Raw genomic sequence first — 21,337 nt, 5'->3', positions numbered from 1 at the left:
ATCTCCAAATTTTATAAATTTACTTCTAATTAAATAGCTCGATAGCGTTTCTGTATATCAGTAACGTAATCGCGTAAGTCATCAACTGTCTGATTAAATGAGTCAAACTCATCTGCTAAATTACGAATTAACTTATTTTGTTGTTGCTCCAATCGTTTGATCACATCATCACTTTCTTCTGCTAATTCTGCCAATTTCACAGCAATGCGTTGCTTACTCACACCCTTGCTTTCACTTGCCACTTGGTGCACATAATCATTCAATTCATTGATACGACTGGCTTTGGTAAGCGCGTTTTTGTGTTCTATCATGCCTTTGCGAAAACGGGTATTGGAAATCTGAAAACATTTTGGCGAAAACCCCAAAATATCGTTGCATTGCGCCAACATTTTATTTTCAACGAGCTGGATGTTTTCAGGTGTGGCCTTATCCACTTTGCTGATTACTAGAATAATGTTTTTTTCAGCATGATCACCAAAACTATTTTTTAATTGTTGCAAAAAGTCTATTTCAATTTTTTCCAATTCGCCTTGTGGTTGATGAACAAACAACACTACGTCAGCACGTGCCACACCGCGCAATGCTTCCAAATCATCGGTGTTACTGGCATCTAGTCCAGGTGTATCCAAATAGGTAATATTGCCAAATTGTGCTGTTTTGATTTCAGCTGTTTCACGAAAATCGTTGGTTTTGAAATACTCGTTTTCCAAATGTTGCGTCAACATATTGAGCAAGTAACTTTTACCTGCATTCATCAATCCCCAAACTGCGACAATGGATTCATCTTTTTGATTATTTAATATTTTTCTTAATTCAGTATATTCTTGCTGAATATGATTTAATTGATGTCGAATATGTTGCATCTCTTATTTCCTATCACTAATTTCAAAACTAAATTGTTGCTTCTAAAACAAAATAAAATGTCATAATCAAAAGTACTTGCGGAATCTGCGCAGGCAATATCATCATGAAGAATAAATCCCTTATGAATATGGCAATTGTTTCATTTTGAGATTCATGATGAACTTCGTTGAGTGGTAGGTGAAGATAAAGCTATTAAATTCGGGTAGCCTGAACGGTTGTTTTGTGGAAATTATTAGCAGTGTTATTTTTTGTGAAGATTGTACTATTTGTTGCTTAATAATATTTTATAATTATATTCTATTAGTATAAAATTTAGCTATCGTTTTATGACAATGAGTGTGGAATCTCTCATCAACCAAAGTCCAGGCAATGCGTTTCATAACAGCGAAAAGCAGTCCGCTTAACGCAAGTGCAATTAGTGGAGCGTTTGAATTTAAGCTTTGATAAGTAGTTGAGTTTTGCAAATCAATCCAGCGACGATTTGTTCTGCGGTTACAAAGGTATTTCAATATGGTAAGGACTTCGCCAAGCATACAGCATATTTTCTAAGAGAAATGACAGGTAGTTTTATAGAGCAAGCACTTGGAAAAGGGTATAACATTGTTGTTGAAGGAACTTTCAGGATGCCTGAGTCGTCAATTAAGACTTTGAAAGATATGCAACAGCGTGGTTATCAAACTGCTGTCTATCTACAAACTGCTCCTTCAGAAGTAAGTTGGTAAGGCACATTAGAATGCCATGATGAAATGGTCTAAGCTGGGGAAACGCTAAGAGCAACAACAAAAGAACATCATGATTTAGTGGTGGAAAAACTTCCAGAGAATGTAGATAGAGTTTTTCTTTCCGGTAAGGCTAATTATTTTGCTGTTTATTCACGCGAAGGTCTGATTTTTGATAGTAGAATCCATCAAAACCATTTACCTTGTATGGCGATTGACCATGAGCTTCATCGCAATACTCGATATTTAGAAAAATTGGAGTCTCATATTAAACAGGAGTTTGACTCTTTGAGTGCTTTTCAGAAACAAGGGATTGACCGCTAAATTACTATGTCATTTGTTCCAAAGAAAAAACACCCTTCGGGGTGTTTTTGTATTCTAAACAAAAGGATGTTTGGTTACGGGAAATTTAAATCCAAAAGAACTATAATTCTTTGATAAAATGATTTTGTTACAAAATCAAATTACAAGAACTATGAGCGAAATCCCTAAGAAACGTGGTGGCCGTAGAGATGGTGCAGGACGTAAAAGCAAGTCCGGTGAAGCAACGGCAGTTAAACGTATCCCGGTGTCGCTGATACCAACAGTGGATGCCATGATTGCTTTTACAGCTATGCCTCAAGGCAGCCTTATACCCATCAATCGGACAACACTAAAAGTCCCATATGCTCTCGAGAAAATTCCCGCTGGCTTCCCATCGCCGGCGGAGCCGTATGTTGCTGACTATCTCGATTTTAACGAATACCTTATTACAAACCCGTCTGCCACTTTTGCCGCACGTTCCGGCGGCTATTCCATGCTCGACGCGGGTATCGGTAAAGACGATATTATGATCATCGACCGATCCAAAACGCCGAAGCACGGCGATATTGTGATGGCCGATGTTGGCAATGAGTTTACGATGAAACGACTGTACAAAGTTCCAGGTCGCAAGCCTGAGCTACACTCTGAAAATGCCTCCGGCGAGTACCCTGACTTTATACCTGATGACAGTGATACCTGGACAGTCGTTGGAGTTGTTACCTTTGTTATCAAAGATGTTCGTCAGGGAAGCTAAGATGTTTGCTCTTATTGATGGAAACAGCTTTTACTGTTCTTGTGAAAGAGTTTTCAGGCTGGAATTGAAGAATGTTCCGGTCGTCGTCTTGTCAAACAACGACGGCTGTGTGGTTGCACGATCTACCGAAGCAAAGGCTTTAGGTATTAAGATGGGCGAGCCGTATTTCAAAGTAAGGCATTTAGTGGCACAAGGCCGTCTGAATAATTCAGACAGCCCAAATTTGTATCTTCCACACAACTATCGCCACAGTACGGCCTTCAATACCAACAGTATAACGCTTACCATCAAAATCAACATCCTTGGTAGCCGCACCGACGGAATTCTTGTTCTCAGCCATCAAATCGGTCAAAGTAGTAAACAGCTTTTTCCCCAATTCCGTCTCACCGAATTTGGTTGACCCATTAACCGACATTACTGTTTGCAAAGAGGCAAGGGCATTATTCATATTTTTCAGCAATCCCTCTTGACCGCTGATGTTTTGATAGCCGACAGCCAAATTGCGCACCTTCTGTTGCTCATCCAATTCCAGACGGATAGTGCCGTAAGTCATGGCCATATCCAACGTATAGCCGCAATCATAGTCCATCAGTCATTCCCTTGCGGTTTCGATTTCAAGATCTCTTGTACTTGCGACCAGTCACAGGCTTGTCGCTTGAGGGCTTCTTGTAGTTGTGCTTGCCTTTCTGGTCTCGTTTGAAGTCAGCCTTGTTAATCCCCAGCTTTGCTTGCAAGTCCTCCTGAACCTGTGACCATGTACGGGATTTGCCTTCAGCAAGATAACCTGCATGGATGTCAGCATAAGTCTGGGACAGGCCTAAGGCAGGGTCAGAAACCTTGATTTCTCGCAATAACTTGTCCTTATCAACAAGCCCTGCTTGCATGTAAGTTATGAAGTCTGCCTGCGACTGAGCCTTATCAGGAGCAGCAACCAGCCACATGAGTGCAAGGTCTAATGGCTGAGCAACTGGGACTTTCACACCAAACATGTTTCTAGGCTTGGCGCGGTTCACTGCTGATGAGTTAGGGTCAAAGCAGATATTGAACAGCAAATCGTAGGGCCCGTTTTTGCCTGAGCCTTTGGCAGCCCTCACCTGGTACTGGCCTGCTCCTATCTCCCTGAAGTCAAACTCCTCCAGTGCCTCCATCACCTCTGACTCGTCTGAGATGATCAGCAGGTCTAGGTCTTGTGTTGCTCTAGGTTGGGGCGCATACTCGTTATAAGCAAGTCCACCTATTAAGCAGTACTTAAAATCATGCTCATTCAAGACTTTTATCAGTCGCTTGAACTGAGACTTGAAGTCTTTGTAGCCTAAGGCTTCATAGGCCTTGAGTAGCTCTGCACTTCTTGACATACATTTCCTTTCAATTTTGAAATTGGCTAAAATCCAAAGCTTGGCCGCACAACACATACTTTGCCTGTTCTGCCGTCATTTCCTGTTTAGGTTGAGCCGGATGAGTTTCCGACTGCTGCTGCCCGCAATCGGCTAAAGCCAATCCTACCGCAATACCCATTAAATATTTTTTTCATGACCAACCTCTTAATTAACGGCCGCAAATACGTTTTGATTTACTAATACTGCCGTCTTGGCATACAAACTTATCCCCCGCACAATGCGACACACCGTCTTTTTTACCCGAACAAGGCTGACGGCCCTTAGCTTGTACAGTTAAAGGCATCGACACCAAAACCAAAGTTACGCAGGCAATTAATAGTTTCTTCATAATTTATCCCCATATGATATAGTCAAAATGTTGTTTGATTATACGCAATATGACTACAAACAAAAAGGCCGCCTGAAACAGGTTTTAAACCCCATTTCAGACGGCCTTTAAATGCCTTTTAAAGCATTGCTTCTAATACCTCTTTCGACGGTATAACCACGACACCAAATAACGAGACCAGAAAGACTGAGACACTTGTCTTAGTCTGGACTTTTGCGCTTTGAAATTTAGACATCAACCAATAACACTGCGGCAGATGCCCCCGATGGTTGTTCAAACCTTCAGCCGCTTTGCGGCGTTTCCGCCTTGTTGGGCGGAATTGAAAAACACATTTAGTGCGTTTTTTGGCACTCGTTGCCTATCCTGCATTGTAGTTAAAATTTATCGGTACTTATTCAATATTCTTTTTTGAGAGAAGAAGTACGCGCGGAGATGAAGTATTTGTTGTCAATTGTTGTAAATATGTTGTTTTTAGTTGTTTAGTGTTGTTATAGGTTGTATTAATGTTGTATTAGTGTTGTATATTTTGTAAAATAGGTTGTATAAATGTTGTATTGACGCTGTAAGAGGTGTGTATGAGTGATTTAGAAGATTTCATCAAATCGTATGAAAATAAATTGAGCCCAGGTAAACGATCCGTACTGGAGCCTTATAAAGATGAAATTTTAAAAATGAAGCAGCTTGGATTTACTGAAAAACTGATATTACAGTTTTTGGCTGAAAAGAAAAATGTAAGAGTAAGCCAACAGGCATTAAATCGATTCATCCGTTCCCGGCTTCAAAAAATGAATTTAGGAGCTGAAAAGAAGGTAGAAAAATCTCAAAATGATATTAAATTAACTAATTCAAAAAGCCCCGTTTCTGAACCTGAAAAGCAAAAAGAAACTTTGGCTTGTTCCACTTCCGGAAAGAACAAATTTGATTGGCAAAATCAGATTAACCCGGAGGACTACAAATGAAAAAGCCGTCTGAATTTTCAGACGGCCTCAAAGTCAACAAGTTATTTTAGCGTTCGTAATGGTATCGGCAGGCATATACAGTTACCGTATCTTCATCTACCGAATAAACCAAACGGTGTTCCCGATCAATCCTTCGCGACCATAAGCCCGATTTATGGTGACGAAGTGGTTCGGGTTTACCGATTCCCTTCGGATGGTTGGCTTTAATATCTTCCAAAAGCAACTTAATCCGTTCAACCTTCCTAGCATCATGCTTTTTCCAATATGCCAAATCTTCGGCAGCATCAGCGGTAAAACGGTGCTTCCTCACAGATCAACCTCTACAAATTCCCCCTGTTCTGCTTGCGCCAGCGAGTGTTCCAAACGTGCAGCATTAATAGGGTTTCCGAACAGGTAAAGTGTCTCCATAATAGAGCTGTACTCTTCCTCAGACATCAAGACACAGTTCCCTCCGTTCCGGCGCGTAATATGTGTTACTACTTGGTCTTCACAAACTTTAGTCATAACTTGCGCCAAATCTTCACGGGCCGCGGTGTAGCTGATTACATAGTCCATTTTTATATCTCCATTAGGCAATATAATTTATTGTACAGTAACCCTGTACATATTTCTAACGATTTATCCACAAAACCTGTACATATCTCTCCCTCAAAAAGAGTCTATATCATCTCAAACGTCAATATCCATCTACATCCATCATAAATTGCACAAAAAACAGTCAGGTATGAGCCTGTAATATTTTTTGATAGTGGTCTGTGAACGTGATCTTTGTATAAAGGCCGTCCTATACGGACAAAGTTCTATGTCCCCTAAAGCCAAAGTTCTTTGCTCATTATGTACAAACATAATATTTTCAGATACTTATATTCAACATTAAAACTTATTCTTTAAATTTGATTCGGATAAAAATAGGTAAACGAAGCAGAAAAACAGCCCATCACATCTCAAATTGTTTAGGGAAACAGACAAAACAACCTTTTAGGCGGCATATTTACCGGTAAAAGCGCAAAAAAAGCTGCCGGAGCAGCTTTGGGGCATGGCTGTGCCAACAGCCTAATGATGGTAACTGTTTTTTCTTATAGTAATTTTGGAGATTTTGACGATGAGGGTTGTCGGGATTCCGCTGCTGTCCGTCTGTATCAGGAGGATGAACGGATTGTTTGATTTGTGCCTCATATTCTGCCAGTACCTTAAGGGCTTTTGCTTCAGGTGTCGGTTGTGAGGGGATAGGCGATCGGTCGGATGCGTAGAAGCCTGCCCAGCCGTTTAAAATGGCTTTTCGCATAGCAGCTTCCAAGTCGTAATTTTTATTTTTGAGGTCTTTGAGTTGGTTGAGCAGGATCTTTTTCTGCTTAATTGTGACTGACTTGCCTTTTTCGGCACGCATTTTGAGGAAGTCATTCCAAAGGTCGAGATTAATCCACTTTTCAAGACGGAAATTGTCGATGTCGAGATAGTAACGGCTGTTGAATTGCGGCACTGGTTGGCCTTTGACAAGATAGCATAACTCTAACAGACGCTCTTTATTGAGCTGCCAGTGCATCCTGCCGTGTACACCTGCACGTCGGCATTGGATAACGCCTTTGCCTGAAAGGAATTTTCTTGCCTTTTCATAGCCACGCCGTGTTAGTCCGAACTCATCGAACAGCTGGGAAGCGGTTTTATAAAACCAACCCTGACGTTTTGGTTCTTTATCGGCCACGTCGCTCCACTAAAACAGCCCTGATAATAAAGTCGCTGCCTGAATATTGGAGCCGCACAAAAGCCCGAACTCGCGGTAAACCACGAAATCCGTTGTTATATGGTGGCGGATTTTGGCTGTGAGCATAGGTTTTATTTTGTTCGTTTGTTATAAAGTGATGGGTTAACTTTTGGGGCTGTACTAGATTAGCAGATATGTTACCTTCGAAATATGAAGATAACGCACTGCAAATTAAAGAAAAAAGTACAGAAAGAACTGCTCCGTTTTTTTGTACTGGAAGTTACCGCCCGTCCTGCCGCCGATATTTTGGGTATCCATCCCAATTCGGCAGCATTGTTCTACCGTAAAATCCGCACGGTTATCAGCCATCATTTGGCCTTGGCTGCCGATGAGGTTTTTGAGGGCTCTGTTGAGCTGGATGAAAGTTATTTCGGCGGACGGCGTAAAGGCAGACGTGGTCGCGGTGCAGCAGGAAAAGTAGTTGTCTTTGGCATCCTGAAACGCAACGGACAGGGCTATACCGTTGTCGTAGATAATGCCAAGTCCGATACTCTGATGCCTGTTATCAAACAGAAAATTATGCCGGACAGTATTGTTTATACCGATAGTCTGAGCAGTTACGACAAGTTGGACGTGAGCGGTTTTATTCATTACCGCATCAACCATTCCAAGGAATTTGCAGACCGTCAGAACCACATTAACGGCATTGATAATTTTTGGAATCAGGCAAAACGCGTCTTACGCAAATACAACGGAATCGAACGCAAATTCTTCCCGCTGTTCTTGAAAGAATGCGAATTTCGGTTTAACTTCGGCACACCCTCCCGGCAGCTTAAAATCCTGCGGGAGTGGTGTGAAAAGGACTAATCTAGTACAGCCCCAAATATTTTGCTGATATGATCATTTTTAGTCTGAATACTGGCTTGCGACAGGCAAATGTTTTGGGTTTGACATGGAATCAGGTTGATTTAGACAGGAAGGTCTGTTGGTATCATCCTGATGAAATGAAAGGTGGAAATGCACTGGGTGTTGCTTTGAATGATACTGCTGTTGAAGTATTAAAGCGGCAGTTAGGCAAGCATAAGAAATTTGTTTTTGTGAATAAGCGGAATAATCCAATTGGCGGCATTAACAGCCGATATTGGAAGAAGACGTTAGAACTGGCAGAAATAGAAGACTTTACTTGGCACAATTTAAGGCACACTTGGGCAAGTTGGTTAGTTCAGCGTGGCGTACCACTGAGAGTGTTGCAAGAAATGGGTGGTTGGAAGACGTTAAGGATGGTGCAGAGATACGCACATTTGGCTCCTGAACATCTTCATCAACATGCTCAAGTTTTGCACGAGCTTGTCACATTTGACACAAATGGCGCAAGTTAGACACAAATAAGGCACAAACAAAAAAGACAGCCTTACAAATAAGCTGTCAATTAGAAATTTGGAATATTAGGTTTTCAATAAATTCAGATATTTATTGGTGCCCGGAGCCGGAATCGAACCGGCACGGCCGGTTTAGGGCCGACGGATTTTAAGTCCGTTGTGTCTACCTATTTCACCACCCGGGCGTAGACAGTAAATTGAGAAATTGGAGGCGGGGGCGCGGATTTGAACCGGCCTGTATAAGGGTTGCACCCCTTATAGCATAAACACTCTGCCACCCCGCCATGAAAGGGATGGAGGCGAGAGTCGGAATCGAACCGGCGTAGACGGATTTGCAATCCGCTGCATAACCACTTTGCTATCTCGCCAAAACTACGTTTGAGTGTTGTAGTATGAAACTGGAGCGGGAAACGAGTCTCGAACTCGCGACCTCAACCTTGGCAAGGTTGCGCTCTACCAACTGAGCTATTCCCGCGTATTCAGATACATGATTTAATGGAGCGGGAAACGAGTCTCGAACTCGCGACCTCAACCTTGGCAAGGTTGCGCTCTACCAACTGAGCTATTCCCGCGTATTCAGATACATGATTTAATGGAGCGGGAAACGAGTCTCGAACTCGCGACCTCAACCTTGGCAAGGTTGCGCTCTACCAACTGAGCTATTCCCGCATTTGAGTGCATCTGAAATTAAACTGGAGCGGGAAACGAGTCTCGAACTCGCGACCTCAACCTTGGCAAGGTTGCGCTCTACCAACTGAGCTATTCCCGCATATTGAAAAAGAACAATCAACAAGTAATCAGTATGGAGCGGGAAACGAGTCTCGAACTCGCGACCTCAACCTTGGCAAGGTTGCGCTCTACCAACTGAGCTATTCCCGCTCTGATATTTGTTGCTTCGTATATCGAAGAAGACGCAATTATTATGGATTTAATCGCGTGCGTCAAGTGTTTTGTTTTTATTTTTTAAAAAATTTATTTGAATTCTTTCCATGCCATTTTCAGGTAGTAGCACATTGACCAGATGGTCAATACAGATGCTATAAACATCAATATGTTACCAATGAGATAGAAAGGGTCGTTATATTTGTCCGTGCCGATAAGCAAAAGGAAGATGGCGATCATTTGGGCAGTGGTTTTGAATTTGCCGATAGTGGCCACTGCAACGCTGCCGCGTTTGCCCATTTGTGCCATCCATTCGCGCAAGGCGGAAATGGTAATTTCCCGGCCGATAATAATCATGGCGAAGATGGCGTATGTTCTGCCAAGGCTGACGAGCAGGAGCAGGGCAACGGCAACCATGAGCTTGTCGGCAACGGGGTCGAGGAATGCACCGAAGTCGGAGGTTTGTTTCCAGCGGCGTGCTAAAAAGCCGTCAAACCAGTCTGTAATAGCGGCAAGTGCAAAGATGATGGCGGCTGTCCAGTTGACGGTTTGTGGTTGAATCCATGTGTTCGGTAAATAGAATAGGATGGTGAACACGGGGATTAATAGGACGCGCATCCAGGTAAGTAAAATAGGTATGTTCCAAGGCATGGTTTGGGATCTTTTGGATGATGTGTCGGGTTGTTTATTATAGCTTATTTGTTCACTCTGCTTTTTGAAGTGTTGTTTTTTTGCCGACAAGTATCTTGGGCATAGATTTTTGTCGTGTGGGTTGTGAAGAAAATCTGCTAAGGCCGTCTGAAAAATAGGCTGTTGCGGGGTGTAAATGTTTTGGGGTAGAAAAGTAGCTGCGAAATAGTGGGCAATAAGGTCTGCCTGCTGTTCGATATTTAATTGGTTGATGTGGGGTAAGGGGATGGGGTAGGCGTAAGCTTTGCGTTTTCTGTATCCGCCTTTGAGCATGATGAATAGGCCGGAAAGCCAAACTTTGTGACCGCGCTGGTGTTGCCAGACATGTGTCAGCTCATGAATCAGCCAAATTTTGTAGGCTATGCCGGCTTGAGTGAAATCTTCGGGGCAGTGTTTACGCGGAAAGTATATGTTTCCATTGGGCGCAATGGCGGTATTGGCGTTGGGTATAAGTGGAATGCCGCGATATATTTTGATGCGGTGGAAGTTTATGCTGTCCGCAAAAACTTGTTTTGCCATACGGACTTCATTTTCGGTCAGTCTGCGCCAATCGGAAAAAATCATATTTGGAAGGGAATATAAAAGGGTATGAAGATTTCAGGCCGTCTGAAAGGTTTCAGACGGCCTGGGTCGGGATTTATTGTTCTGTTGAAGCGGCTTGTTTGCCGTTGTCGAACAATTTGTCCATAGGCGTCAAGTTGACTGCATTGCCTTGGCTGACTATCCATTTGTTTTCAACACGCCATACGCCTGAGGCATCTTCAACGCGTAAGTACCAATGATTGGTTGGGCGTAAAGGTTTAAAGACGGCTTCGTATTCCATGCGGCCGTTTTGCGGTTCGGCTGTTACGGCGCGCAGCTTGACGGTTTGGTCATCGGCTTTGCGTGTTGGGTGCATCAACAATAGGTTTAATGGCTGTTTGGTATCGAATTGTCCGCTGACGAATACTTTGGCGGCATTCATATCCGGACTGATTAAGACCTGCACCTGAATTTGCCGTTTAACGGCTTCTTCATCGCGGTGAAGTTGGATTTCGATGTGTTTGCCGTCTTTGTAGTAATCGTCAGACACCAAGTCTGTCGTATGTTCTTTTGCGACGAAGAACATGGAAACGCTGGCGATAACGACGAAGATGGGGCCAGCCATCAGCACCCAGGGCCAAATATGTTTGTACCAAGGTTTGATTTTGGGTTGTGGGGACACCGTTTATTCTCCGATAAAGGTTGCTTTTTCTTCTAAAGTAGTCGGTTTGGAGTCAGCAGAGCCGGTCTCGTGATAGATAAAGGTAAATTCAATCGGATGGCTGCCTTTGTCGGCATATTCGGGAATGGTAGATACCTGTACCGGGATGGTAACGGTTTCCCGCGGCGCAATTTTAATACCGTTTTCAGGCAGGCCGGTCAGCGCGATTTCATCAAAGCCTTTGACGGTTGCAGTCATCAGTTGTTCATTTTCACTATTGTTGATAATGCGCAGGTTATAGGCATTTTCCAACCAGCCTTGGCTGTTTTCGCGAACCATGACGCCACGGTCTTTCAGGATATCGACTTCGACCATTTTTCGGGTGGAAATGCCGACCAGGAAGGCGATGATGACCACCAGGAGTACTGCGCCATAACCAGCTACACGCGGACGTTTCAAGCGTTTTTTGATGTCGCTTTCAGGGTATTCGTGTTCCAACGCGCCTTCGGTCGTATAACGGATTAAGCCGCGCTCGTAGCCCATTTTGTCCATGATTTCGTCGCAGGCATCGATACACGCCGCGCAGCCGATACATTGGTATTGCAAACCGTCGCGGATGTCGATACCGACGGGACAGACTTGCACGCACATGGTGCAGTTGATGCAGTCGCCCAAGCCGCTGTCTTCTTTGTTGGCGGTTTTCTTGCGTGCGCCGCGCGGTTCGCCGCGTTCGGTATCGTAAGAAATAATCAGCGTGTCTTTGTCAAACATTGCACTTTGGAAACGTGCATACGGACACATATGCAGACACACTTTTTCGCGCATGATGTGGGCGAAGAAGAAAGTCATGAATCCGTAAAATGCTGCGGCAAACATTGCGCCGCCGCCTGCTGCTCCGGTGAATAAATCGGGAATAAATTGGCGGATCGGGATAAACCAGCCTGCAAAAGTGATACCTGTCCATGCGCAGACAAGGAAAATCAGCAGGTATTTGGTGGCCTTAATGCGAATTTTAGTAAAGTTCCAAGGCGATTTTTCCAGTTTCAGGCGTTTGTTTCTATCGCCTTCGACCAAGTTGTCGATCCACAGCATAATTTCGGTGTAAACTGTTTGCGGGCATGAATAGCCGCACCACAAACGACCGGCAATGGTTGTCCACCAAAACAATCCGAATGCGCAAATCATCAGCAGCAAGGCAAGGTAGATCAAATCGCCCATGCCCAGCGACAGTCCGAAAATGAAGAAATGACGGTCAGGGATATTGAATAAAACCGCCTGACGGCCGCTCCAGTTGAACCATGGAATAACGTAAAATACAAACTGGGTCGCCAATACGGCGGCGATACGCAGTTTGGCAAAGCGTCCTTCTGCCTTTTTAGGATGGATGCGTTCGCCTTCGGGATGGATTTGAATCACGCTGGATTTGGGTTTGGAAGGTTTGGGCGTAGTGGCTTTTGCTGTTTTTTCTGTTGAGGGTGTGGTGTTTTCAGCTTGGTTTTCTGGTGACATTTCAGTGTTCCTTGATGAAGTGCACACAAGCCTGTTGTCATGGTAGTAGTTTGATGTGAATATTTTCAGACGGCCTTTCGCGTGCATGCAAATCATAACATTTGACTCTATTCAAAGCAAAAGAAGGACTTCGTCTTAACAATGGATTCCTTGCGGCCGTTTGATGTAGGGCCGTCTGAAAAGGGCAGTATTCAAAGGTTTGCGAATCAGTCTGTGTGCAAACTTATAGTGATTTGCTATTTACACGATAAAAATATATAAAGCACTGTTTCAAAACGAAATAACAGTTAATATCATCTATTCATTCCGTTTCGGGCAACCGAGTGGAAACAGGCCGTCTGACAAAGTGAATATCAAAAGCTATCCTTGAAAGCACGGCTGATTCAGGCGATAATCGGCACACCTTTTTTCATATTTCCAATCTTGTCCAAGGAAGGTCAAACCATGTCTCAACTGGCAAACGCAATCCGTTTCCTCTCAGTCGATGCCGTACAGAAAGCAAACTCCGGCCACCCCGGCGCACCTATGGGTATGGCGGAAATGGCGGAAGTATTGTGGACGAAGTTCCTCAACCATAACCCTGCTAACCCTAAATTCTACAACCGCGACCGCTTCATCCTTTCCAATGGTCATGCGTCCATGCTGCTGTACAGCCTGTTGCACCTGACCGGCTACAATGTATCCATTGAAGACTTGAAAAACTTCCGCCAACTGCACAGCAAAACTCCCGGCCATCCGGAATACGGCTACACCGACGGCGTGGAAACCACGACCGGCCCGTTGGGACAAGGTATTGCCAACGCAGTGGGCATGGCTTTGGCCGAAAAAATCTTGGCTGCCGAATTCAATAAAGACGGCTTGAACATCGTTGATCACCACACCTACGTCTTCATGGGCGACGGCTGCATGATGGAAGGCGTGTCGCACGAAGCCTGTTCACTCGCCGGCACTTTGGGCTTGGGCAAGCTGATTGTTTTATATGATGACAACAATATTTCCATCGACGGCAAAGTGGACGGCTGGTTTACCGAAAACATCCCGCAACGCTTTGAAAGCTACGGCTGGCATGTGATTCCAAATGTAAACGGTCATGATACCGATGCCATTCAGACGGCCATTGAAGCGGCCAAAGCTGAAACCGGCAAACCGTCCCTTATCTGCTGCAAAACCTTAATCGGCAAAGGCAGCGCCAACAAAGAAGGCAGCCACAAAACCCACGGCGCACCTTTGGGCGCGGACGAAATCGAAGCCACGCGCAAACATTTGGGTTGGGCATATCCTGCGTTTGAAATTCCGCAAGAAATCTATGCCGCATGGAATGCAAAAGAAAAAGGCGCAAAACTTGAGGCCGAATGGAACGAGCTCTTCGCTCAATATCAAGCCAAATATCCTGCCGAAGCCGCAGAATTCGTGCGCCGCATGGATAAAAAACTGCCGGACAACTTCGATGCTTACGTTCAAGCCGTATTGAAAGAAGTGTGTGCCAAAGCCGAAACCATCGCCACCCGTAAAGCCAGCCAAAACAGCATTGAAATTCTGGCCAAAGAGCTGCCTGAGTTGGTGGGCGGTTCTGCCGACCTGACCCCGTCCAACTTGACCGACTGGTCAAACAGCGTGTCTGTTACCCGCGAACGCGGCGGCAACTACGTCCACTACGGCGTACGCGAGTTCGGCATGGGCGCCATCATGAACGGCCTTGCATTGCACGGCGGTGTGAAACCCTTTGGTGCGACTTTCCTGATGTTCAGCGAATACGAACGCAACGCCCTGCGTATGGCAGCACTGATGAAAATCAACCCAGTATTTGTGTTTACCCACGACTCCATTGGTTTGGGTGAAGACGGTCCGACCCACCAACCTGTCGAGCAAACCGCCACCCTACGCCTGATTCCAAATATGGACGTATGGCGTCCGTGCGATACCGTCGAATCCTTGGTGGCGTGGTCTGAAGCCGTTAAAGCGGCTGATCATCCGTCCAGCTTGATTTTCAGCCGTCAAAACCTGAAATTCCAAGCGCGTGATGAGCAACAGCTGAACGACATTAAGCGCGGTGCTTATGTAATCAGTGAAGCTCAAGGCAATGTGCAAGCTGTTGTGATTGCTACCGGTTCTGAAGTTGAATTGGCTCTAGAAGCGCAAAAAGTATTGGCAGAACAAGGTATTGCTGTGCGCGTTGTTTCCATGCCTTCTACCAATGTATTCGACCGCCAAGATGCCGCCTATAAAGCCGCCGTTCTGCCGGAAGGCTTGCCACGGGTAGCCGTAGAAGCCGGACATGCCGACGGTTGGTATAAATACGTCGGTTTAAACGGCGCCGTGGTCGGTATCAACCGCTTTGGCGAGTCTGCACCTGCTGATTTGCTGTTCAAAGAATTCGGCTTTACCGTAGATAATGTGGTTGCCACTGTTAAGTCCGTTTTGTAAATCAGATTTTTGATTGAGATAAAAAGGCCGTCTGAAATCTCAGATGGCCTTTTATTTTTCAACCAGTTAAACAGTTTCTGCTTCAGGTTTGACCTTGCTTTTCTTAAACTTCAACACGGCTTCTTCTTTTGCCGCATCCCAGTCTATCAGCACAAAGCCGCCTTCGGCGAGTTTGCCAAACAGGAGTTCGTCGGCGAGCGGTTTGCGGATTTTTTCCTGAATCAGTCGGTTCATCGGGCGTGCACCCATCTGTGGATCGAAACCTTTTTCTGCCAGATATTTGCGCAATGCCGGTGTGAATTCGGCTTCGACTTTTTTGTCGAGGAGCTGGTGTTCGAGCTGGAGTAGGAATTTGTCCACGACTTTGACGATGATGGGTTCGGACAAGGGTGCAAACGGGATAATCGCGTCCAAGCGGTTGCGGAACTCGGGCGTGAAGAGTTTGTTGATTGCCTGCATTTCGTCGCCGCGTTCGCGTTTGGCGGTAAAGCCGAGGCTGGGGCGGCTGAGGCTTTCCGCGCCTGCGTTGGTAGTCATGATCAGGATGACGTTGCGGAAGTCGGCACTCTTACCGTTGTTGTCGGTCAGTTTGCCTGCGTCCATGACTTGTAGGAGGACATTGAAAATGTCGGGGTGGGCTTTTTCGATTTCGTCCAAGAGCAATACGCAATGCGGCTGTTTGTTGACGGCTTCGGTTAAAAGGCCGCCTTGTTCAAAGCCGACGTAGCCCGGAGGCGCGCCGATGAGGCGCGATACGGCATGGCGTTCCATGTATTCGGACATATCAAAGCGTTGCAGCGGTACGCCCATCGAGTAGGCAAGCTGTTTGGCGACTTCGGTTTTGCCGACGCCGGTCGGGCCAGAGAAGAGGAAACTGCCTATCGGTTTGTCGGGTAGGGAGAGGCCGGAGCGCGACATTTTGACGGCGGCGACCAGCGCGTCGATAGCGTTTTCCTGACCGTAAACCATGTTTTTCAAATCGCGGCCGAGGAATTGCAGCACTTGTTTGTCATCGTGCGACACGGTTTTTTCTGGAATCCGCGCAACTTTGGCGATGACGGTTTCGATTTGCGCTTTGCCGATGACTTTTTTCTGCTTGGATTTGGGCAGAATCCGTTGCGCCGCTCCTGCTTCGTCCATTACGTCAATGGCTTTGTCGGGCAGGAAACGTTCGTTGATGTAGCGTGCGGAAAGTTCGGCTGCGGCTTCAAGTGCGCCTTGCGTATAGCGGACTTGGTGGAAATCTTCAAACATCGGTTTCAAGCCGCGTAGGATTTGCACGGTTTCGGAAACGGTGGGTTCGACCACGTCGATTTTTTGGAAACGGCGGCTTAAGGCGTGGTCTTTGTCGAAAATGGTGCGGTATTCGTCGTAAGTGGTTGCGCCGATACAGCGCAATGAGCCTTTCGCCAATGCGGGTTTGAGCAGGTTGGATGCGTCCATCGTGCCGCCGCTGGTGCTACCTGCGCCGATGATGGTGTGGATTTCGTCGATGAATAAAATGGCGTGCGGGATTTTTTCGAGCTGTTTCAAGACGGATTTGACCCGCGCTTCAAAGTCGCCGCGGTATTTCGTGCCCGCCAAAAGCGAACCCATATCCAGTGCGTACACTTCGGCTTCTTTAAGCGCGTCGGGAATGTCGCCGTTGACGATTTGGTGTGCCAAACCTTCCGCCAGTGCGGTTTTGCCCACGCCAGCCTCGCCGACCAAAAGCGGATTGTTTTTGCGGCGGCGGCACAGGATTTGCACCAGCCTTTCCATTTCGTGTTTGCGACCAATCAAAGGGTCGATACGGCCGGCTTTGACTTCGGCGTTGAGGTTGACGGTGTAGTCGGAAAGGGAGCCGGTTTTTTGTTCCGCTTCTTCGCCCTCGCGTCCCAGGCCGTCTGAATCATTGCCGTCTTCGTCATCAGGCGAGCCATGGGCAATGCAACGCAAGACTTCAAAGCGCGTAATGGATTGCAATTTGAGGAAATAAACGGCATGGCTTTCGGATTCGCTCATCATGGCAACCAAAATATCCAAAGGCTCTACTGCGGCTTTACCGGCAGACTGGGTATGCACCATCGCCCGTTGGATGACGCGTTGGAAGCCCAATGTCGGCTGGGTTTCGACCGTATCCAGAAGATGATCGGGAATTTGCGGCGTGTTTTCTGCAACGCTGGCGGCAAGCTGCTCGGACAGGACTTTCAAATCCGCACCACACAGTTTCAAGACGTTCGGCACAGCCGCATCTTCTTCTATCAGCACCAAAAGCAGGTGTTCCAAGCTGATAAACTCATAACGAGCGTTGCGTGCTTCACGATAGAGCAGTTGCAGGATGTGTTCCAATTCGGGTGACAGCATGATTTAAACCTCTTCGACTATACATTTGAGCGGATGCCCTTCAGCTTTGGCACGTTCCATGACCTGATGCTGCTTGGTCTGCGCAATATCGCGCGTGTAGGTGCCGCACAGGCCTTTGCCTTCGTGGTGCACCAGCAACATGACGGCCACTGCCTGTTCCTGTGTAAGCATAAAGACTTCGGTCAGGATTTCGACGACAAATTCCATGGTGGTGTAATCGTCGTTCAATAAAAATACGCCGTAACGTTTCGGAGGCTGTGTGTTGATATCGCTGAGCAGGGTATCGGATTGGTGGTCGGTATTAGGATGGTTCATAATCTTAGGTTTCAGTTTTCAGACGGCCTGTTTTAGAGTGTAAACCGTTTTCTGTTGTATTTCGGCAATTTTTTTCTATTTTCCCACTTTTTTGAAAACATAGCTTGACGTTTTGTCTTAACAAATGTAAAAAGACGGTTAAGCAGAAGTTGGCACTCGACCACGTATGCAATACGGGGGAGAAACGCTGAACGTTTTAGTTTGCTGTATGCCTTGTTTTGCTGATTTTGTTAATTTTTAAGTATAGGAAGTTTCTAATGGCAACCGGTATCGTAAAATGGTTTAACGACGCTAAAGGTTTTGGTTTCATCACTCCTGATGAAGGTGGCGAAGATTTGTTCGCTCACTTCTCAGCGATCAACATGGATGGTTTCAAAACCCTGAAAGAAGGTCAACGCGTATCTTTCGACGTAACCACCGGCCCTAAAGGCAAACAAGCTGCTAACATTCAAGCTGCTTAATCAAATGCGCGGCGTAAGCCGTAAAATCATGGCGGGGTTTCCCGCCATTTTTTATGGGCGTTTAGGTTAAAAATTATGAATCAAAATTCATCTTATCAAAATGCTTTAAACCAGTTGGACGAGCTTATCCGTCATTTTCGCAGCGAAGGTGAGGTTAGCTGCGCCGTTGCCGAGCGTGAAGACCAAATCTTGATCCGCCTTGCCGATTTGAAACTGGATTTGCGCCCTGAAGATGAAAAAGCCATTGCCGATATAGACCGCTTTTACCGTCGCCATGTTTTAAGCGAATAAACGTTTCAAAACCGTTTGCCGTTTTATTTTTTAAGCATGCCTGATAAAATAGGCCGTCTGAAAAGTTTGTAAAGAATCAGCACAATGAGTATTGCCAATAATAAAAAAGCCTTTCACGATTTCTTTATCGAAGACCAAATCGAAGCCGGTATAGTATTGGAGGGATGGGAAGTCAAAGCCATCCGCGCTGCACGCGTGCAATTAAAAGAAAGCTATATCTACTGGAAAAAAGACGCATTCTATTTGGTGGGCTGCCACATTACCGCATTGCCCACTGCCTCGACACACGTCAAACCTGACCCTGTCCGTCCGCGTAAGTTGTTGTTGAAACAATCGGAAATCAACAAGTTAATCGGTAAAACCGAACGTGCCGGTTATACGATTGTGCCCTTAAACCTGCATTACACCCGCGGTAGAATCAAAGTGGAAATCGGTTTGGCTAAGGGTAAGAAACAGCATGACAAACGCCAAAGCCTGAAAGAAGCGGATTGGAAGCGTGAGAAACAGCGTTTGATGAAAAACGTACGTTGATTTTTTCAGACGGCCTTTTTATAAAGGCCGTCTGAATATTTATTGTTTGAAAATTTTAAAAAGGAAAACAGATGAAAACCATGATTTTAGCGGCGGCTTCAGCCGTATTGTTGTTGGGCGCTTGTTCCACTACGGAACAAAGAGTATTGAAACCTGAAGAGCTGACCAGCATCAAACATGTCTGCATCATTCAAAATGCAAAAGTAAGACCGCATGATTTGGATCGTGCTTTGTCTAAAGCTTTGGCAAAACGCGGTATCGGCAGCACGATTGTGACAGCGGATAACCGTGGCAAACTGTATGATTCTTCTTGCCCGTATAATCTGCGTTACAAAACCAAAGGTAATAACGAAATCTTGCGTAAAGGCGTATTTGTGTTGAGAAGCACCAAGTACGCGGTTTCTACGGTCAGCTACTCTTTAAATGATGAAAACCACTTCCGAACCAACCCTGATTTGGTGAAACAGGCTGAAGGCGTTGTGGCCAAATTGTTGGAAAAAAACAGCAAATAAAAGCCAGAATAAAAAACCGGCTTGCCGTGATATGGAGAATATCGGGCAAGCCGGTTTTATTTTCAGACGGCCTTAAATGGATTTGATTTTTTCCCAAAGGGTTTTGACCGTACCTTGGTAGTAGGTTTCGGAAGTGCAATAGACTGTTTCTAAGGCACATTGTCCTTGTGAGCCGTATTTTTTGATACACTGGTTCAAGGCAATCTGATGCACGGTTTTGAAACGTGGGGAGGTAATGGCCACTACGTTTTGAGCAGTCAATTTGCCCATGGCTTTAGGATAGGCAACAGCGATACAGGTGTTGTGCAGAGGGACAACCGTTTTGCAGCCTGTTGCTTGGCCTGCGCTGATACCGGCTAAGGCATCTTGGCCTTTACAGAATGTTTCGAGTTCGGCTGTCGCATCCAGTTGGGTGGCATTTTCTTTGGTGGTTTTGATTTGCAGCACTTCATTGCTGTCGGCAGGGTTTTGCCACATGGCCAGGTAGCCGTAAGTATCGGCAGCCAGGGCGGCAGGAGTCAGTGCGCAAAGGATAAGTGTCGTTAGTGTTTTTTTCATGTTCGTTCCCTGTTTGTTGGGTATTTGTCGTTATTATAAAGCAAAAGTACTTATTTGATATAAATTTGCTTTTAAAATGAATATTTGAGTGTGGCAGATAGATTATAGGCCGTCTGAAATTTCAGACGGCCTTTTGATTATGTTTTAAAGAATAGGGCGTAGCTTAGAGGCTCATACGCCGTGGCGGTCGAGCCAACGTTCGGCATCAAGCGCGGCTTGGCAGCCGGAAGCTGCGCTGGTGATGGCTTGTCGGTAGGTATGGTCTTTTACGTCGCCTGCCGCCCATACGCCTTCGATATTGGTTGCGCCGACATTGTCACCGGTACCGCCTTTGGTTTTCAGGTAGCCGGTTTCATCCATGTCGAGTTGGCCTTTGAAAATATCAGTGTTGGGTTTGTGGCCGATGGCGATGAAAACGCCTTTGACGGCGATTTCTTCAGTGCCGCCGTCATTGTGTTTCAGGCGTGCACCGGTAACGCCGCTTTCGTCGCCCAAGATTTCATCAACCGAGCTGTTGAGCTTGAGGATGATTTTACCTTCTTCAACCCGTTGCATCAGTTTGTCCACCATGATTTTTTCGGCGCGGAAGCTGTCGCGGCGGTGAATCAGGGTAACGGTGTTGGCGATATTGGCAAGGTAGAGGGCTTCTTCCACAGCGGTATTGCCACCGCCGACTACGGCAACATCTTGTTTTTTATAGAAGAAGCCGTCGCAAGTTGCGCAGGCGGAAACGCCTTTGCCGGCAAAGGTTTCTTCGCTTGGCAAACCTAAATATTTGGCGGATGCGCCGGTGGCAACGATGAGTGCATCGCAGGTGTATTCGCCCATATCGCCTTTGAGAGTAAACGGACGGTTTTGCAAATCAACGGTGTGGATTTGGTCGAAAATCATTTCAGTGCCGAAGCGTTCGGCATGAGCTTGGAAACGGGCCATCAGTTCCGGACCTTGTACGCCTTCGGCATCGGCAGGCCAGTTATCCACTTCGGTGGTGGTCATCAATTGTCCGCCTTGCTCAACGCCGGTAATGATCACAGGGTTGAGGTTGGCACGGGCGGCATAGACGGCGGCAGTATAGCCGGCAGGGCCGGAGCCGAGGATGATGAGTTTGTGATGGTTGCTCATGATGGTTTCCTTGCTGATAAATGATTGAATTTTGTCGTATCTAAGCTTTCAGACGGCCTGAATTTTACTTGAATCTGCCGCCGTCTGAAATATGTTTGTTGCTTGGGT

At 45.9% G+C, this 21,337-nt stretch carries 24 protein-coding genes, 8 tRNA genes and 2 pseudogenes; 12 read left to right on the top strand and 22 right to left on the bottom strand.

Translation table 11 applies throughout. From position 1 onward, the window contains the following. Positions 1-29: 29 nt before the first annotated feature. Entirely contained in the window at positions 30-863 is an 834-nt protein-coding gene (locus CYJ98_RS05430) for a GTPase (protein WP_101756418.1), read from the bottom strand. Between the two features lie 459 nt (positions 864-1,322). Between CYJ98_RS05430 and CYJ98_RS05425 the strand changes: the two genes are divergently transcribed. From CYJ98_RS05425 to CYJ98_RS05410, 4 genes and pseudogenes are all read left to right on the top strand, one after another. Then, positions 1,323-1,586, top strand: a complete 264-nt coding sequence (locus tag CYJ98_RS05425) for a zeta toxin family protein (protein WP_143485327.1) — start codon at positions 1,323-1,325, stop codon at positions 1,584-1,586. Positions 1,587-1,667: 81 nt separating this feature from the next. Continuing rightward, positions 1,668-1,907 (top strand): hypothetical protein, encoded by a 240-nt coding sequence (locus CYJ98_RS05420; protein ID WP_143485328.1) that lies wholly within the window; start codon positions 1,668-1,670, stop codon positions 1,905-1,907. A 151-nt stretch (positions 1,908-2,058) separates the two neighbouring features. Then, the gene (locus CYJ98_RS05415) at positions 2,059-2,640 is read left to right on the top strand and encodes a LexA family protein (RefSeq protein WP_101756425.1); all 582 of its coding nucleotides are present in this window, start codon (positions 2,059-2,061) and stop codon (positions 2,638-2,640) included. Between the two features lies 1 nt (position 2,641). Further along, a pseudogene (locus CYJ98_RS05410) lies at positions 2,642-2,842 on the top strand (Y-family DNA polymerase); the annotation flags it as partial. 6 nt (positions 2,843-2,848) lie between these two features. Here CYJ98_RS05410 and CYJ98_RS05405 read toward each other — a convergent pair. The 3 genes from CYJ98_RS05405 to CYJ98_RS05395 form a co-directional block, all read right to left on the bottom strand. After that, positions 2,849-3,229: a hypothetical protein gene (locus CYJ98_RS05405; protein ID WP_162817313.1), complete on the bottom strand. Its 381-nt coding sequence runs from the start codon at positions 3,227-3,229 to the stop codon at positions 2,849-2,851. Between the two features lie 25 nt (positions 3,230-3,254). Further along, positions 3,255-3,995, bottom strand: a complete 741-nt coding sequence (locus CYJ98_RS05400; RefSeq protein WP_101756420.1) for a hypothetical protein — start codon at positions 3,993-3,995, stop codon at positions 3,255-3,257. A gap of 190 nt (positions 3,996-4,185) precedes the next feature. Beyond that, positions 4,186-4,365 carry a hypothetical protein gene (locus CYJ98_RS05395; RefSeq protein WP_101756421.1) on the bottom strand — a complete coding sequence of 60 codons (180 nt, stop codon included), beginning with the start codon at positions 4,363-4,365 and terminating at the stop codon, positions 4,186-4,188. A gap of 575 nt (positions 4,366-4,940) precedes the next feature. Between CYJ98_RS05395 and CYJ98_RS05390 the strand changes: the two genes are divergently transcribed. Next, positions 4,941-5,324, top strand: coding sequence for a hypothetical protein (locus CYJ98_RS05390; protein WP_101756422.1), 384 nt, complete (start codon positions 4,941-4,943; stop codon positions 5,322-5,324). Positions 5,325-5,370: 46 nt separating this feature from the next. On the opposite strand, the gene CYJ98_RS05385 is transcribed toward CYJ98_RS05390, so the two are convergent. The 3 genes from CYJ98_RS05385 to CYJ98_RS05375 all read right to left on the bottom strand — a co-directional run bounded on the left by CYJ98_RS05385 (position 5,371) and on the right by CYJ98_RS05375 (position 7,026). Continuing rightward, positions 5,371-5,634 (bottom strand): Txe/YoeB family addiction module toxin, encoded by a 264-nt coding sequence (locus tag CYJ98_RS05385; protein WP_079453728.1) that lies wholly within the window; start codon positions 5,632-5,634, stop codon positions 5,371-5,373. Beyond that, positions 5,631-5,879 carry a type II toxin-antitoxin system Phd/YefM family antitoxin gene (locus CYJ98_RS05380; RefSeq protein WP_101756423.1) on the bottom strand — a complete coding sequence of 83 codons (249 nt, stop codon included), beginning with the start codon at positions 5,877-5,879 and terminating at the stop codon, positions 5,631-5,633. Before CYJ98_RS05380 ends, CYJ98_RS05385 begins: the two co-directional genes overlap by 4 nt. Positions 5,880-6,315: 436 nt before the next feature. Further along, positions 6,316-7,026 (bottom strand): hypothetical protein, encoded by a 711-nt coding sequence (locus CYJ98_RS05375; RefSeq protein WP_234395613.1) that lies wholly within the window; start codon positions 7,024-7,026, stop codon positions 6,316-6,318. Between the two features lie 210 nt (positions 7,027-7,236). On the opposite strand from CYJ98_RS05375, the gene CYJ98_RS05370 reads away from it, so the two are divergent. Continuing rightward, positions 7,237-7,893, top strand: a complete 657-nt coding sequence (locus tag CYJ98_RS05370) for an IS1595 family transposase (RefSeq protein ID WP_101804488.1) — start codon at positions 7,237-7,239, stop codon at positions 7,891-7,893. Positions 7,894-7,904: 11 nt separating this feature from the next. Beyond that, positions 7,905-8,415: pseudogene (locus tag CYJ98_RS05365) on the top strand (site-specific integrase); the annotation flags it as partial. A gap of 85 nt (positions 8,416-8,500) precedes the next feature. Here CYJ98_RS05365 and CYJ98_RS05360 read toward each other — a convergent pair. The 11 genes from CYJ98_RS05360 to ccoG form a co-directional block, all read right to left on the bottom strand. Continuing rightward, positions 8,501-8,590 (bottom strand) — tRNA-Leu (locus tag CYJ98_RS05360). 21 nt (positions 8,591-8,611) lie between these two features. After that, positions 8,612-8,689: transfer RNA gene (locus tag CYJ98_RS05355), tRNA-Cys, on the bottom strand. Positions 8,690-8,699: 10 nt separating this feature from the next. Beyond that, positions 8,700-8,773, bottom strand: a tRNA-Cys gene (locus CYJ98_RS05350). Positions 8,774-8,804: 31 nt separating this feature from the next. After that, a tRNA-Gly gene (locus tag CYJ98_RS05345) sits at positions 8,805-8,880 on the bottom strand. A gap of 21 nt (positions 8,881-8,901) precedes the next feature. Then, positions 8,902-8,977: transfer RNA gene (locus CYJ98_RS05340), tRNA-Gly, on the bottom strand. A 21-nt stretch (positions 8,978-8,998) separates the two neighbouring features. Next, a tRNA-Gly gene (locus CYJ98_RS05335) sits at positions 8,999-9,074 on the bottom strand. Between the two features lie 24 nt (positions 9,075-9,098). Continuing rightward, positions 9,099-9,174 (bottom strand) — tRNA-Gly (locus CYJ98_RS05330). A gap of 34 nt (positions 9,175-9,208) precedes the next feature. Next, positions 9,209-9,284: transfer RNA gene (locus CYJ98_RS05325), tRNA-Gly, on the bottom strand. A 93-nt stretch (positions 9,285-9,377) separates the two neighbouring features. Then, positions 9,378-9,938 carry a CDP-diacylglycerol--glycerol-3-phosphate 3-phosphatidyltransferase gene (gene pgsA, locus CYJ98_RS05320; protein ID WP_003679552.1) on the bottom strand — a complete coding sequence of 187 codons (561 nt, stop codon included), beginning with the start codon at positions 9,936-9,938 and terminating at the stop codon, positions 9,378-9,380. A gap of 676 nt (positions 9,939-10,614) precedes the next feature. Next, the gene (locus tag CYJ98_RS05315) at positions 10,615-11,124 is read right to left on the bottom strand and encodes a FixH family protein (RefSeq protein ID WP_004520804.1); all 510 of its coding nucleotides are present in this window, start codon (positions 11,122-11,124) and stop codon (positions 10,615-10,617) included. 60 nt (positions 11,125-11,184) lie between these two features. Then, complete coding sequence (ccoG, locus tag CYJ98_RS05310) at positions 11,185-12,669, bottom strand: cytochrome c oxidase accessory protein CcoG (RefSeq protein WP_101755617.1); 1,485 nt, start codon at positions 12,667-12,669, stop codon at positions 11,185-11,187. A gap of 444 nt (positions 12,670-13,113) precedes the next feature. On the opposite strand from ccoG, the gene tkt reads away from it, so the two are divergent. Next, positions 13,114-15,093 (top strand): transketolase, encoded by a 1,980-nt coding sequence (tkt, locus tag CYJ98_RS05305; protein WP_101755616.1) that lies wholly within the window; start codon positions 13,114-13,116, stop codon positions 15,091-15,093. A 66-nt stretch (positions 15,094-15,159) separates the two neighbouring features. Here tkt and clpA read toward each other — a convergent pair whose 3' ends face one another. Together clpA and clpS are read right to left on the bottom strand one after the other, a co-directional pair. After that, on the bottom strand, positions 15,160-17,439 hold the full coding sequence (clpA, locus tag CYJ98_RS05300; RefSeq protein ID WP_101755615.1) for an ATP-dependent Clp protease ATP-binding subunit ClpA: 2,280 nt from the start codon (positions 17,437-17,439) through the stop codon (positions 15,160-15,162). Between the two features lie 3 nt (positions 17,440-17,442). After that, positions 17,443-17,754 (bottom strand): ATP-dependent Clp protease adapter ClpS, encoded by a 312-nt coding sequence (gene clpS, locus CYJ98_RS05295; RefSeq protein WP_004520799.1) that lies wholly within the window; start codon positions 17,752-17,754, stop codon positions 17,443-17,445. A 257-nt stretch (positions 17,755-18,011) separates the two neighbouring features. On the opposite strand from clpS, the gene CYJ98_RS05290 reads away from it, so the two are divergent. The 4 genes from CYJ98_RS05290 to CYJ98_RS05275 all read left to right on the top strand — a co-directional run bounded on the left by CYJ98_RS05290 (position 18,012) and on the right by CYJ98_RS05275 (position 19,549). Beyond that, on the top strand, positions 18,012-18,215 hold the full coding sequence (locus CYJ98_RS05290) for a cold-shock protein (RefSeq protein ID WP_003682902.1): 204 nt from the start codon (positions 18,012-18,014) through the stop codon (positions 18,213-18,215). 75 nt (positions 18,216-18,290) lie between these two features. Further along, a complete protein-coding gene (locus CYJ98_RS05285; protein WP_003679564.1) occupies positions 18,291-18,506 on the top strand; it encodes a hypothetical protein in 216 nt (71 codons plus the stop codon). Between the two features lie 84 nt (positions 18,507-18,590). Beyond that, positions 18,591-19,037 (top strand): SsrA-binding protein SmpB, encoded by a 447-nt coding sequence (gene smpB, locus CYJ98_RS05280; protein WP_003679566.1) that lies wholly within the window; start codon positions 18,591-18,593, stop codon positions 19,035-19,037. 71 nt (positions 19,038-19,108) lie between these two features. Continuing rightward, positions 19,109-19,549 carry a hypothetical protein gene (locus CYJ98_RS05275; protein WP_003682952.1) on the top strand — a complete coding sequence of 147 codons (441 nt, stop codon included), beginning with the start codon at positions 19,109-19,111 and terminating at the stop codon, positions 19,547-19,549. A 72-nt stretch (positions 19,550-19,621) separates the two neighbouring features. Here CYJ98_RS05275 and CYJ98_RS05270 read toward each other — a convergent pair whose 3' ends face one another. Next, positions 19,622-20,107, bottom strand: coding sequence for a DUF4189 domain-containing protein (locus CYJ98_RS05270; RefSeq protein WP_003682910.1), 486 nt, complete (start codon positions 20,105-20,107; stop codon positions 19,622-19,624). A 171-nt stretch (positions 20,108-20,278) separates the two neighbouring features. After that, positions 20,279-21,229: a thioredoxin-disulfide reductase gene (gene trxB, locus CYJ98_RS05265; protein WP_101755614.1), complete on the bottom strand. Its 951-nt coding sequence runs from the start codon at positions 21,227-21,229 to the stop codon at positions 20,279-20,281. Positions 21,230-21,337 lie beyond the last annotated feature (108 nt).

It is taken from the genome of Neisseria perflava (assembly GCF_002863305.2).
GTDB classification, from domain to species: Bacteria; Pseudomonadota; Gammaproteobacteria; order Burkholderiales; family Neisseriaceae; genus Neisseria; species Neisseria perflava_A.
This window is presented reverse-complemented; position numbering and strand designations above follow the sequence as displayed.

Excerpts from the sequence above, each read along its gene's own strand:
- CYJ98_RS05270 (WP_003682910.1), bottom strand. The coding sequence starts at position 20,107 with ATGAAAAAAACACTAACGACACTTATCCTTTGCGCACTGACTCCTGCC.
- CYJ98_RS05405 (WP_162817313.1), bottom strand. The coding sequence starts at position 3,229 with ATGGACTATGATTGCGGCTATACGTTGGATATGGCCATGACTTACGGC.
- CYJ98_RS05390 (WP_101756422.1), top strand. The coding sequence starts at position 4,941 with ATGAGTGATTTAGAAGATTTCATCAAATCGTATGAAAATAAATTGAGC.
- CYJ98_RS05415 (WP_101756425.1), top strand. The coding sequence starts at position 2,059 with ATGAGCGAAATCCCTAAGAAACGTGGTGGCCGTAGAGATGGTGCAGGA.
- CYJ98_RS05370 (WP_101804488.1), top strand. The coding sequence starts at position 7,237 with ATGAAGATAACGCACTGCAAATTAAAGAAAAAAGTACAGAAAGAACTG.
- ccoG (WP_101755617.1), bottom strand. The coding sequence starts at position 12,669 with ATGTCACCAGAAAACCAAGCTGAAAACACCACACCCTCAACAGAAAAA.
- CYJ98_RS05430 (WP_101756418.1), bottom strand. The coding sequence starts at position 863 with ATGCAACATATTCGACATCAATTAAATCATATTCAGCAAGAATATACT.
- CYJ98_RS05380 (WP_101756423.1), bottom strand. The coding sequence starts at position 5,879 with ATGGACTATGTAATCAGCTACACCGCGGCCCGTGAAGATTTGGCGCAA.
- clpA (WP_101755615.1), bottom strand. The coding sequence starts at position 17,439 with ATGCTGTCACCCGAATTGGAACACATCCTGCAACTGCTCTATCGTGAA.
- CYJ98_RS05275 (WP_003682952.1), top strand. The coding sequence starts at position 19,109 with ATGAAAACCATGATTTTAGCGGCGGCTTCAGCCGTATTGTTGTTGGGC.
- pgsA (WP_003679552.1), bottom strand. The coding sequence starts at position 9,938 with ATGCCTTGGAACATACCTATTTTACTTACCTGGATGCGCGTCCTATTA.
- clpS (WP_004520799.1), bottom strand. The coding sequence starts at position 17,754 with ATGAACCATCCTAATACCGACCACCAATCCGATACCCTGCTCAGCGAT.
- CYJ98_RS05285 (WP_003679564.1), top strand. The coding sequence starts at position 18,291 with ATGAATCAAAATTCATCTTATCAAAATGCTTTAAACCAGTTGGACGAG.
- trxB (WP_101755614.1), bottom strand. The coding sequence starts at position 21,229 with ATGAGCAACCATCACAAACTCATCATCCTCGGCTCCGGCCCTGCCGGC.
- smpB (WP_003679566.1), top strand. The coding sequence starts at position 18,591 with ATGAGTATTGCCAATAATAAAAAAGCCTTTCACGATTTCTTTATCGAA.
- CYJ98_RS05400 (WP_101756420.1), bottom strand. The coding sequence starts at position 3,995 with ATGTCAAGAAGTGCAGAGCTACTCAAGGCCTATGAAGCCTTAGGCTAC.
- tkt (WP_101755616.1), top strand. The coding sequence starts at position 13,114 with ATGTCTCAACTGGCAAACGCAATCCGTTTCCTCTCAGTCGATGCCGTA.
- CYJ98_RS05315 (WP_004520804.1), bottom strand. The coding sequence starts at position 11,124 with ATGGCTGGCCCCATCTTCGTCGTTATCGCCAGCGTTTCCATGTTCTTC.
- CYJ98_RS05395 (WP_101756421.1), bottom strand. The coding sequence starts at position 4,365 with ATGAAGAAACTATTAATTGCCTGCGTAACTTTGGTTTTGGTGTCGATG.
- CYJ98_RS05290 (WP_003682902.1), top strand. The coding sequence starts at position 18,012 with ATGGCAACCGGTATCGTAAAATGGTTTAACGACGCTAAAGGTTTTGGT.